11 protein-coding genes and 1 pseudogene are annotated in these 11,757 nt (G+C 67.2%); 3 read left to right on the top strand and 9 right to left on the bottom strand.

The genetic code is table 11. The features are described 5' to 3' along the window. Positions 1-118 precede the first annotated feature (118 nt). The 8 genes and pseudogenes from AB0395_RS36870 to AB0395_RS36835 form a co-directional block, all read right to left on the bottom strand. Complete coding sequence (locus AB0395_RS36870; RefSeq protein WP_366289163.1) at positions 119-1,759, bottom strand: alpha/beta hydrolase; 1,641 nt, start codon at positions 1,757-1,759, stop codon at positions 119-121. Positions 1,760-2,095: 336 nt separating this feature from the next. Further along, entirely contained in the window at positions 2,096-2,425 is a 330-nt protein-coding gene (locus tag AB0395_RS36865) for a transcriptional regulator (protein WP_366289160.1), read from the bottom strand. Then, a complete protein-coding gene (locus tag AB0395_RS36860; protein ID WP_366289157.1) occupies positions 2,425-2,898 on the bottom strand; it encodes a hypothetical protein in 474 nt (157 codons plus the stop codon). Before AB0395_RS36860 ends, AB0395_RS36865 begins: the two co-directional genes overlap by 1 nt. Before the next feature lie 403 nt (positions 2,899-3,301). Then, on the bottom strand, positions 3,302-3,430 hold the full coding sequence (locus AB0395_RS36855; RefSeq protein ID WP_366289155.1) for a hypothetical protein: 129 nt from the start codon (positions 3,428-3,430) through the stop codon (positions 3,302-3,304). A 153-nt stretch (positions 3,431-3,583) separates the two neighbouring features. Further along, positions 3,584-5,332 (bottom strand): RNA-binding domain-containing protein, encoded by a 1,749-nt coding sequence (locus AB0395_RS36850; RefSeq protein ID WP_366289152.1) that lies wholly within the window; start codon positions 5,330-5,332, stop codon positions 3,584-3,586. A 106-nt stretch (positions 5,333-5,438) separates the two neighbouring features. Then, positions 5,439-6,335, bottom strand: a pseudogene (locus AB0395_RS36845) (IS5 family transposase). A 348-nt stretch (positions 6,336-6,683) separates the two neighbouring features. Further along, the gene (locus AB0395_RS36840; RefSeq protein ID WP_366289149.1) at positions 6,684-6,968 is read right to left on the bottom strand and encodes an AQJ64_40280 family protein; all 285 of its coding nucleotides are present in this window, start codon (positions 6,966-6,968) and stop codon (positions 6,684-6,686) included. Between the two features lie 69 nt (positions 6,969-7,037). Continuing rightward, on the bottom strand, positions 7,038-7,832 hold the full coding sequence (locus tag AB0395_RS36835; RefSeq protein WP_366289147.1) for a hypothetical protein: 795 nt from the start codon (positions 7,830-7,832) through the stop codon (positions 7,038-7,040). A gap of 411 nt (positions 7,833-8,243) precedes the next feature. On the opposite strand from AB0395_RS36835, the gene AB0395_RS36830 reads away from it, so the two are divergent. Continuing rightward, positions 8,244-8,798: a GNAT family N-acetyltransferase gene (locus tag AB0395_RS36830; RefSeq protein ID WP_366289144.1), complete on the top strand. Its 555-nt coding sequence runs from the start codon at positions 8,244-8,246 to the stop codon at positions 8,796-8,798. Here the strand turns inward: AB0395_RS36830 and AB0395_RS36825 are convergent. Continuing rightward, complete coding sequence (locus AB0395_RS36825; protein ID WP_366289141.1) at positions 8,750-9,790, bottom strand: hypothetical protein; 1,041 nt, start codon at positions 9,788-9,790, stop codon at positions 8,750-8,752. The genes AB0395_RS36830 and AB0395_RS36825 overlap by 49 nt on opposite strands. A gap of 1,130 nt (positions 9,791-10,920) precedes the next feature. Between AB0395_RS36825 and AB0395_RS36820 the strand changes: the two genes are divergently transcribed. Both AB0395_RS36820 and AB0395_RS36815 read left to right on the top strand, forming a co-directional pair. After that, positions 10,921-11,151, top strand: coding sequence for a hypothetical protein (locus tag AB0395_RS36820; protein WP_366289138.1), 231 nt, complete (start codon positions 10,921-10,923; stop codon positions 11,149-11,151). A gap of 137 nt (positions 11,152-11,288) precedes the next feature. Beyond that, on the top strand, positions 11,289-11,552 hold the full coding sequence (locus tag AB0395_RS36815; RefSeq protein ID WP_366289135.1) for a hypothetical protein: 264 nt from the start codon (positions 11,289-11,291) through the stop codon (positions 11,550-11,552). Positions 11,553-11,757: the final 205 nt, after the last annotated feature.

The raw sequence follows: 11,757 nt of genomic DNA, 5'->3' as shown, positions 1-11,757 counted from the left end.
GTCAAGGTCACGATCGTCACCCGCGAGTGACCCAGAACACGAAAAAGCCCAGCTCACCGGTAGTGAGCTGGGCTTCCGCCTTGCGCGGCCGAGAGGACTCGAACCCCAGGCAATGGCCCTACAGCGGCCCCACAGGAGATATGTACGGCGAGGGCGTGGAGCGGGCGGTGGCGTCGGCCGGTGACGGAGCCGGGCAGAAGCGGTCCCGCCCGGGCAGTGCCCCGGTGGCGAGGAAGGAGTTCATCGCCTCGTCGGCGCAGCTGCCCAGCCCGGCGACGCCGTGGCCACCCTGGTCAACCGTGATCATGGCGGCCCGCCGTCCGAGCGCGGCGCGCAGGCCGCGCGCGCTCACCAGAGACGTGGACGGGTCGCGGGTGTTCTGCAGGATCAGCACGTTGCGCGGCCCGTGACCGGTGACGGTCACCGGCGGCTCCACGGGCCGGGTCGGCCACGCCGCGCACGGCCAGAGGTTCGAGGGCATGCCGGCCGTCACCGGCCACGCCTGCCGGTCGGCCGCGACCTGCCGGGTGTGCAACGCCACGCTGCGCGGCCAGGCCGCGTCATCGCAGACCACCGCGTAGAGAGCGGCGACGCGGTTGTCCGCCGGTATCTCCGCCGTCCCGGTGCCGCCGCCGCTGGCCCCGCCGACAGAACCCAGCCGGTCCAGTCGCGTCAGGATGGCGGCGTCCGCGGTGGATCCTGAGATGGCGGCCACGACCTCCTGCCAAAACTCGGCGATGAGGGGGAAGTAGCCGTCGTAGTAGAGCCCCGACCGGGTGGTCTCACGCAGTGCGTTGCCGTCGAGTACGGGGCCGCCCGGGTTCGGCAGGGGCTGCCGGTCGAGGGCCGCGGTCAGCCGGTTGAACGTGCGCCTGACCTCGTCCGGCGTCGTGCCGAGGTGGTAGACGGCGTCCCGCTCGGCCGCGAAGGCGAGGAGGTCGGGCAAACGCACCGCGATCGCCTCGTTCCAGGTCCGCCACATGTCCCGCCATACCAGGCCCGGATCGACGGCGCTGTCCAGCACGATCCGATCGCCGCGTCCCGGGAACAACGAGATGTAGACGGCTCCCAGATAGGTGCCGTAGGAGAGGCCGAAGTAAGACAGTTTCGGCTCACCGAGCGCGGCTCGGATGCGGTCCATGTCCCGGGCCGTGTTGGCCGTGGTGATGAACGGAAGCAGATCGCCGGAGCGCTCGGCGCATGCGGCCGAGGTGTCCCGCGCGAAGGCGAGGTTGCGCTCGATGCCGCCATCCGGCGCCGGGTACGGCAGCAGCAGCGTGAACTGCCTCATGAGATCGAGGCCACAGGTGACCGGGGTGCTGTGGCCGACCCCTCGCGGATCGAAGCCGATCAGGTCGTACCGATCCAGGACCTCGCGCGGCAGTCCGGCCGCCAGCTGGCTGGGCAGGTCCAGACCGCTACCGCCCGGACCGCCCGGGTTGGACAGCAGGATCCCGCGACGTAACCCGGGTTGCGCCGTGCCGATCCGGGAGATCGCGATCTCGATGCTCCGCCCGCGCGGGGCGCGGTAGTCCAGCGGCACCCGCAACGTCGCGCACCGCTGGCGTGGGTCGCGCTGGACACCGGATTCCACCGGCGGGCACTCACCCCAGACCGGAGCCGCTCCCCCGGCTTCGGCCACCGCCGGCTCCGGCGTGCCGATCCGGGCCTCGGCCGACGTGGGCGCGCCCGCCGTCGCGGTGGCCACCGTCGCCGCGGCGACGAACAATGTCAGACTTGATCGCAGACTTAATCGCACTGATACCCCTTTTTGAAAGGAACAGATGCTTTCTCGATGACTGTGAAATCGGCACTGCCGGGTACACGAGACCCTTCGCCTCATCACGTGGAGAAACAGGGTCCGTGGTTCGTGGTGGGAGTCGAGCAGGCGGACGCCGCCCGTGACGCCCTTCGTCCAACGATCCGGAGCCCGCCCTAGATCCGGAGCCCCGCCTTAACGAGAGTCGGCCGGGAAAACGGCCGATCCATGGAATTCCCATGTGGCTGGTGGCTGGTGGCTGGTGGAGATGACGTCCGCCACCGTTCGAACGACCTGGTCGCCACCGCCACCCGTGATTCGGCCGCTCTCGGCAGGTCACCTTGCCTTGGCCTCCGGTGCCATTTGCTCCACCGGCGCGTGCGCGGCCGCGACGATCCGCTCCAGTGCCGCCGCGTGCCGCTGGAAGGCCTGGCGTCCTTCCGGAGAGAGCTGAACGTAGGTGCGCCGCGAACCCTTTTCCTGCTTCTTTCGCACCGAGACGTATCCGGCGTCGGCAAGCGCGGAGACCTGTTTGGACAGGGCCGAGTCGCTGGTCCCGATCGTGTCCCGGAGGAAGCCGAAGTCCACCCAGTCGGCCGGTGCCAGGATCGCGACGATCGACAGCCGCGCCGGGACGTGCAGGAACTCGTCGAAGGAGGGGTCCATCAGAGGCGACTGTTCTTCTGTCGCATGACCGCCTTGGCGATCCGGCGAGTCAGTGGCATTGCTGCGACGAACGTCACGGCCGTGACGGCTGCGGCGAGTGTGCCCCGCGCGGGCAGATCCAACGCTTCGGCGGCGGACTCCGAGGCGAGGAAGGCCAGCAGGGGACTGAATGCCCATCCCAGGTAGAAGACCATCTCCAGGGGGGTGGAGATGGAGCGCGGGCGGACCGAGGCCCGGCACAGCTTGGCCCTTGTGTGCACGATGATCACTCCCACGTACAGGCCGGTACCGAGCAGGAGAACGACATCGTCCCAGGGGCTTTGAAGGTCGGTCGAGGCGTATGTGATGAAGATCCCCAGCGCCATGAGGAGCATGTAGGGGAGGGCGAAGGCGTGGCGGACGAGTTCGTCGTGGGTCCTGTCCTGGAGGCGGCGAATGTCGTCGAGCGTGGACTGGGCGTCCTGAAAGGCCATGGAATCATCCTTGATCATCCGAGTACTTTCCTACAAGGAAAGTAGCATCTACTTTCCCCGCAGGAAAGTAGGTGGCCAGAACAATCTGGGGACTCCGAGCCCCACCTGTGCGCGGGCATCCTGCTGTCCGCCTCCATGGGGGCCTACGCGGTCAACGGCTGACCGCCGGACCTGCTCCTGCCGCTCGCGCCCGGACTCCTCGGTTTCGCGATGCGGCGCTATGGGCGCTCAAGCGCGGCCTGCGGATACGACCTCGGGTACGGCGGCGGGCCGGGCACGGAGATCGTCCCTGGTCGCGACGAAGGAGGTCGGGCGGCGTCGATCGTCTCAGCCCTGTCGAGGGGGATTTCGTCGATGCACAGCGGCAGCGTTCGCGGTCAGGGTGGACAGTGCTCTACCGAGCTCACGGGGTCGGCGGCTCCGGCCACCGGCACCAGTGGGTCACGCCGTCGCTGCCCTGCTCCGAGTACGTCTTGCGGACCACCCGGTCGGAATCGACGAAGCAGTCCGCGACGACCGTCCCGTCCTCCAAGTGGTGCTCCTTGGTGAAACATCGACAGGCTCACCAGGCTTTGAAACAGGACCTGGCGGCGCCCAGGTCCCGGAGGCTGAGCGCGCCGCGGCGGCCTGACGCCAGCCGCCACAGCCACGGCCGGCGTCGGCTCGCGCGTGACTGGGGCGGGCGCTAGAAAATCGTTTGGTCGTCCGGGCTGGGCTTCACTCGGCGGGGCCGCTTCCTGGGGTGGTTGCCCTTGGGGAGCTTCGGGAACTTAGGGCCGGGCCCATACCGGACTGCCGTTCCGCGTTTCTGCTCGGATGTGCGTGTCAGCAACTCCCTGCCGACGAGGTCTTTCAGAATGTCCCGTGATTGATAAACGTCCACGTCGAACAGGCGTTGAATGGTGCGGTTGTTCACCTCGCCGTAATCCTGCACGTGTTCAATGATTTTCTTGTCGATGTCGTCGACCGCGCGGCTGTGGTAGGCGACCGCGCTCCCCAGACGGGTGACCGCTTCCGCTCGCAGTCGGTACAGGGGGTAGCGGTGCTGCATGGTGGCGCGGGTGGGCTCCAGCACCTCGGCGGGGAGGACGGCCAGCCGGTGTAGCGCCGCCTGTGCCTCATCCTGTGACCGTTGCACGACGGGTGCGATCTCTGACGCGTGGACCGTGCGTTTCGTGCAGAGCATACGGATGATGAGCATCGCATCGGTGTCGTCCTGCTCTTCTTCAGGCAGCGACGCTACGAACTTCGCGATGCGCGTGTTGGGCGGCTCTCCCAGGAACAGCACGGAAACGTGATCCGCGTCTTCGGTGATCGTGGGGATGTCGCGCCCTGATTTGATCATTTCCCGGAACATCCGGTCGACGCCTTGCCCGACCTCTTCGGCCAGGCCAAGCAGTCGGAACCCGGCGGCCAACGCGGGATAGCGGGCTCTGGAACCTCTCGTCAGGATGTTGCTCGTGGTCACCCCGGACACCAAAGGCCCAGGGGAGACGATGCGCAAATACTGGGGGGAGTGCTCTATCTGGATCGGGACCTTCAACCGCCAGTCACCGTGAATGAAGGCGTTGACCAGCGCCTCACGGATCGCCGCTGACGGATAGTCCTCGATCTGAAGCTGCCGGCCGTCAGTGAGCGTCACAGGTGTGATGCCCTGCCGGGCCCTGATGGCTTGGAACACGTCGTCGAAAGCGAGCACTAGAGGGGTCCCCAGACGCAGGATCGCGTCGGCTTCACCGGACTGGGTCCGCTTGTGCTGGTAGACCGCTGCGTTGTCCTCGGCGTTCGAGGTGCTCTGGCACAGCATCAGCTCGCCCGCACGTGACAGGTTCCCGTCACTGGCGACCGCGTGCAGCGCTTTCAGCAGGTCGGCGTCGTTGAACTGCGCGTATCGCTGCCGGGTGGGGTCGGCCGAGCCGGACAGGAGTCTCCTGCAGTACCTCAGGGCGAGCGGGTCCACGTCTTCCAAGGGGCGCCCGCTCGTCGTGGCCGACCAGTCGAACCCGCGGCGTTCCTCCGACAGCCTCGTGACGTCGAGGGGACGCATCGGCATGCAGTCGGAACCTATCCGCTGATACGTGTATCCCTTAACTGTCGAATACACTTCCAAGCCTTCGGGAACGACGATTTCCAGAATTCGTTTCCCGGAGAATTCGACTTCTTTTATTTCTACGAGCAGCGACGGGGTGGTGAGCTGGTTGATTTTCGTGCGGAGAAGCGACGCGTCCAGGGAACAGCCGACGAAGGCGTCCTCACCTGGCAGGTTGTCCGCCACGCCCACCACGATCGTGCCGCCGCTGGCGTTGGCGAAGCAGACGCACGCCTCGGCGAGGTCCTGAAACGCCTCTTTGGCGTTGGGTTTCTGCTGCTTGAAGTCGAGAGTCTCGGTCTCGCACTTGGCTGCCGTGGTCCCCGCCAAGATCTTCTTGAGCACCGGCAGTGAGGACGTCTCCTTTGAGACTCCTTTGGGGTTGCTGTTGGACCAACAGTAGCCTCAAAGGAGACTCAAAGGCCAACATCGCAACACCCCTGGGCTTGTCTCAAAGCCTGGTGAGCCAGTCGTTGATGGCGGTTATGTGGATGGCGGCCTGGTAGCGGACGGCGAGTTTGTCGCACCTGGTTGCGATGGCGCGGTGGCGTTTGAGCCAGTTGATGCCGCACTTCACAGCATGGCGGGCGCGGTAGTCGCGGGCATCGAAGGTGAATGGACGTCCGCTGCGGCTGCCGCGCCGCGATGCGATCGGTCGGTCGGTCGGTCGGTCGGTCGGTCGGCTCGAGGATGGTGCACCGGATCACGCGCCTGCGCAGGTAGGCGCGGATCGCCCGGGAGGAGTAGGCCTTATCTGCGCGGATGACCTCGGGCCGGGTACGAGGTCGGCCAGGCCCGAATCGGGGGACGTAGATGCCGGCCAGGACCGCCTCAAACTGCGGGGCATTGCCCCGCTGCCCGGCGGTCAGCACCAGCGACAGCAGTCTTTTCCCCTGCTCGCAGGCCAGGTGCAGCTTGGTCGACAGGCCACCGCGTGAGCGTCCCAGCGCGTGGTCGGCCGGTTCGGCGCTCACACCGCCGGGCGGCTCGGCCTGTCTCCGCGGCCTGCGCCGCGCTCCGGTCGCGTGCTGGTGGGCCCGCACGATGGTGGAGTCCACCCGACCTGCCAGCCGATCAGTCCGGCGGCATCGGCCAAGGCCTGCAGCCGGGTGAGGATCTCCTGCCAGACATCGGCACGCTGCCAGCGGCGAAACAGCCCGTAGACCGCTTGTCAGGAGCCGTAGCACTCCGGCACGTCCCGCCAGGAAGCCCTGACCCATATCCGCCACCGGATCCCGTTGATCAGCTGCCGCTTGGTCCACTTCGACGGCCGCCCTGCTCTTCTCGGCACGGACAGCAGCGGCTCCAGCCGCGCCCACTGCGCATCGATCAGGTCAAACCGCCTCATCACCGCTACGGTGGCCACGAGGTCCCCGGTGTTCAGGTTTTTCTTGGTCGATGAACAACCCCTCCACCGGAGACCTCACTGCTTATCCGGGCACGACACACCGCCACACAGCGGACTTCGAAACAGGGCCTAGGCTCCTCGGTTTCGCGATGCGGTGCTACGGGCGCTCAAGCGCGGCCTGCGGATACGACCTCGGGTACGGCGGCGGGCCGGGCACGGAGATCGTCCCTGGTCGCGACGAAGGAGGTGTGGCCGTGGCGGCGTCGATCGTCTCAGCCCTGTCGAGGGGGATTTCGTCGATGCACAGCGGCAGCGTTCGCGGTCAGGGTGGACAGTGCTCTACCGAGCTCACGGGGTCGGCGGCTCCGGCCACCGGCACCAGTGGGTCACGCCGTCGCTGCCCTGCTCCGAGTACGTCTTGCGGACCACCCGGTCGGAATCGACGAAGCAGTCCGCGACGACCGTCCCGTCCTCCAAGTGGTGCTCCTTGGTGAAGTACATCGACAGGCTCACCCGGAACGGGGTTCCGTCAGGGTATACGCCGCGCAACGCGCCGATGATGCCCACGCCCTCGGGCGGCAGGGCATCGTCGGCATCCACCCATTCCACCTGCTGCTTGATCGTCTCAGGCATGACCCGATGATATTCGGCCGATCGATCCTGGTGCGTGAACACCTCATTTCAGCGAAGCGATCGGCTGTTTTACGAGGGGGAAGTGTCAGCCACTAACTCGGGAAGTGTCAGCTGATCGAATGACCGAGGCAGGGTAGCCAGGTGGTCCTGGAGATCGGCGTGGCGAAACTGGTAGATGGGTCCAACGGTGCGCAGCAGACCGAGCCGGTGAGCATCGTCGAGGAACACCATCAGATCGCGAGGCAGGCGTCCGCCTCTGGATAACTTCCTGATGACGATGGTGAAGACCAGCCAGGCACAACGCCCTTTGCTCAAGGGCCCGACCACGAGCCCAACCGCGATCCCAACCACAAGCCCGACCACAAGCCCGAGCAGGAGTCCGACCAAAAGCACGTCTACGAGCCCGAACACGAGGCCGATTTGGCGGGCTATTCGCCGGTGCAGGGCACGGAAGGCGGCGGCCAGTTCCGGAATTCGGCCGCTGGAAGCGGTGAAGGTCAGCGGTTCCGGCCCGATCACGTGGGGATGATCCATCAGGCCCGCCTCGTCGGTAAGCCGCCAGGAGATGGGGATCGGGTGCGGGTCACTCAGGGAGCGAATCTTCGACTCCTGACGCCACTGCTCGGCCACCAAGCGGCCCAGCGCCTTCTTGGCGGCTTGAATGGTCTCTTCGGTAGGCAAGTGCGACGAGCCAAGACCGGTACGACGGTTACCAAACGTTCCATAGACCGCCAGGGCGAGACCGGCTACACCGATGACGCGCCCAGCATGCTGGCCGTCCGATCCGCCGCTTCTGAACCGATCAGCCTGAAGCAGAGGAACATCCCGATCATGATGCCGGCGAATCCGATGATGCTCACCCATTTGAGAACACGTCCCCGCATACCTTCATCGTTACGCCATAACAAGATCGACGAGGGTGATCACAGAAGATCAGTTCGAACGTTGCCCCCTCCTCCGATGTCGCATCTGCCCCTTGCAGGTTATTCGGACAGAGGTGCCGTTCTTTGCTGCTTCCGGGATTCGGCCACCTTCCATAAGCCGATACTGGGCAAAATCACAGCTGCCAAAATAAGGTCGGCGACCTACTGTGTGTGACGCGGATTCCCTGCGGCGATGGGCGAACAAGCCGCGCGGCCGGAACACGTCCCAGGCGCCCGGCTTCGGCCTCGTCGTCCTCGTTCAGAGATGCCCGTCGCAGATACCCGCCAGGAAATCGCTCCAGCTGCCCGAGCCCTCTTTCCTCGGCCAACTGGATATGGCGAGGATGTGTCCATGAGCCAGGCAGAGATAAGCCGTCTCGGCCCCGAGGGCACCCGGGACCATTTCGAGGAGATTCAGCGGGTCTACGCCGTCGCGTTCCCAAAGTACGACCTGGGGGACCATAAGCGGCGGACTCTCCGGCAGACCGAATCGGCCGGGTTCGAGGCGGTGACGGTGCGAGAAGACGGCGCGCTGGTCGGATTCGCCTACGGCCTGCCGCTCTCGCCGCGCTCGACCTGGTGGGACGGGCTCCAGCCGCCCCAACTCGGCGACTTCACCGCCGAGACCGGGCAGCGGACGTTCGCCGTGATCGACCTGGCGGTGCTGCCGTCCCATCGCGGCAGAGGGCTCGGCAGGCGCCTCATGAACGAACTGCTCGGATCACGAGCCGAGGAGCGGGCGACGCTGGCCACTGACCCGGGCAACGGGGAAGCGCAGCGCATGTACGAGCGGTGGGGGTGGAGCAAGGTGGGGCGAACCCCGGGAGTCGAGGGCGAGACCGCTGACGCGTTCGACCTTTACGTGATCGCCCTACGGCCCACGGGGGAGGCGAGCAGCTCCCGGTAGTCGGCCACGGAAGACCCTCCCCGCTCGGCCACGGGCACCGCCTCAAGAACCTCGTCGGCCAGCCGGGTCACCATGGTGGTCCGCTGCTCGGCCGGGTAGGTCTCGTAGACGGCCTGAGCGTGCCGGACGCCCTCGGTCACGTCGCCGGAGCGTACGTGTCCCATGGCCTGGAGGAGGGCCAGCTGAACCCGGAAACGACGGCTGGGGTCAGACGGATCCAACGCCTCGTGCGTCTGGCTCACGGCCTGGTCGAGCCGATCGCGGTCGCCGAGGTAGGCGTACACCCACGCCTGCGTGTAGCCCAGCCGTGCGGCTCCCCATCCTTCGATGGACCGGGTGTTGCCCGTGACCGATCCGGGCAGCTTCTCGAACACCTCGCCGCAACGGTGCAGCTCCGCCACCGCCTCAGCGGGCATGCCGTGGTTCACGAGCACCTGCGCGCGGGCGGCCGAGATCTCGGGCACTCCCCGATATGCGGAGTCGGCGTATCCACTGAGTGCGGCGTCGGCCTGACGTAGGAGGACCGGTGTGGGACGCCGGTCGTAGAGCCCGTGAATCAGCTGCTCTCCCCTGATCCACGTGCTCAGGTTGGGGTCACCGGAAAGCTCTGCGGCGTCCAGGGCGGTCGCCCACCAGGGGCGGGCCTGCCGGGACTGCCCGAGGTTGCACAGCGTCTTGGCCATGATCAACGACAGACCGCCGGTCACCCGGCACCACGAGCGGAACAGACGGTCGCGGCTCCCGGTGCGGGACATGGCCTGCCTGACCGCGACGAGGTCGGCCGCCACCTCCTGGAGCAGCTGCTGCGGAGGAGTCAGCCGGTAGCTGTAGCCGTACTCGGAGACGGTCTCCTCCCACATCTCCACATCGAGGCGCTCGTCCCGCCCCAGGGACTGACCGACGCTGTCCCGGATCGTGTGGAGCGAGTCGAAGACCGGCGACGAGGTGATGCCGAGCGTCGCGAGTGTCTGCAGGAGCCTGCGTCGTTCCATCTCATCGTCCTCGGGTAGGGCCTTTTTCTTGGAGAATAGGACGTCTTCATCGAGGTCGAACACTCGCGCGTACGTTACTGCCCAGTCACGCGGGTAATGCTTACCTTTCTCCCAATCGCGGATCGATCGGGCCAAAGAGGCGACCATCGACGTGTCGCATCCGGCCTCTTTGAGCAGGCGGCGGGCCATTTCGTTCTTGCTCCAGCCACGCTTCTCACGCTCGGACCGCAAACGTGACGCCCATGCCGGGCATTCCGGTAGAGACACCGCTATATCACCCGCTCGCCAGTGGCCGGGGCGGAAACAAAGTCTCCGCCTTCTTCTCCGTCATTTTCCGTTACGGAGCGTGCTTTCGCTGGGGTTCACTGACAAAGCCCTAAAACGACAGCGGCCCCGGACGCGGTGATCTCACCCACCGGCCGGGGCCTTGATCAGGAAGGCACTCCTGACCCATGAACAACCCTAGTGCTCCGGTCCTCGACCGGAACACGACGATCAGAGACGGCTGCGGCTGCTTCGCCGATGCCGTGCCGATGCCGATGGGCTGCGCCCTGTGCGGGCACGCCCCCTACGCGCACGGCTGCCCCGGCCAGCCCGCCGACCATGAGTACGTGCAGCCGTCCGGCACACTGATGTCCGTACGGCTGGAGGCGCGGCGCCGTACCGGTCCGCAACCTCTGCCCGCCCTCGAGCCGCCCGGCGATGTCGCGCCCGTCGAGGCGATCCTCCTCGTTCCCGCGCAGCGCTGCCCTGCCCCGTCCGTCCGGCAGGACCTCCCGCCCGTTCCCGCTACGGACCCGCCCGGTGTGCCGGACCAAGGCCCGGCGGCCGAGCCCGCTGTCGCTCCGCCCGCGCCCGCCGTATGGCCGCCGCTGCCCACGCCGGCACGCCGCCCTCTCCCGTTTCCGCGCCAGCGCCCTCGGCCCACCGCCACCAGGCCACCCCGGCGCGGCGACAGCCGACATCCCGCGCCCGGTGGTGTCCGCGCGAACAGCCGTACGGCACCGGCCCCACGGCCCGCGCGCCCGGCGCTTGGCACGTTCCAGGGTCTTCTTTCCCCAGACATGAGGCGGACCTGCCCGGCGGTACCAGCGCCGGAACAGGTCCTTGATCGCAAAGGAGTGCGACCCGTGCACGATGGTAAGTCGTCCTCGACGAGCGCACCGGCCATTCCGGGCTGGCGGCTGATCCTCAGCGACCAAAACCGTTTCTGGGCCTTTCGCCAGAAGCCCTTCCCCATCGAGGCGCGACGCGCCGGAGCCGAACCGGCGGTGGACGCCGACACCTTCGACGAACTCCAGGCCGAGATCGCCCGGCAGGAAAAGATCGCCGAACAAGCCGCCGAACAGGCCGCCTCGTGATCGGGCTGCGCGCATCCCGCGAACCGGGACGCCACCGCGACGGGCAGTCGCCCAGCGTCGTTCACCGGCGGGTGTGGGACGGACCGGCCCGCGCCGCAGCACCCCTACCCCTCCCCCCGGTCCCACAGGAGAGCCGCATGACAACACCGGAACACAAGGAACAGCTCACCGAACTACGGCAGACGCACCTCGGCTGGTTCGTCTCCTATGACTCGGGCACCCGGGTCTGGAGCGCCTTCCGCCGCCGCGTCCCCGACAAGCGCGAGCGAGAGGCGGGCATCGACTTCCTGATCAAAGAACCCTCCGCGCAGCACCTGAACGAAGCGCTGGTCCGGCAGGCGCAGATCCTGGCCGCCCTGCCCGACCCACCCGCCGTACTTCGCACCTTCCTGAGGTCCTGAAGCCGGTACGGCAGGCGAAAGCCGTACCCATCCCACGTGCGACCCGGGAAAGAGGGCTCGGGTCGCACACCCCCTCGCGGTTCCCGGGACACCGGGGAAGGGGAACCGCTCCGCGCCGGTCACCACGCCCCTGCTGACCGGCGCCCTCGGTGCCCGGCCGGACCTGACTTCCGGCCGGGCACCGCCCCCCCCCCCCACCCCGCCG

The organism is Streptosporangium sp. NPDC051023 (genome assembly GCF_040689595.1).
Taxonomy (GTDB): Bacteria; Actinomycetota; Actinomycetes; order Streptosporangiales; family Streptosporangiaceae; genus Streptosporangium.
The sequence above is the reverse complement of the archived record's forward strand: the minus strand, read 5'-3'. Positions and strand labels throughout refer to the sequence as shown.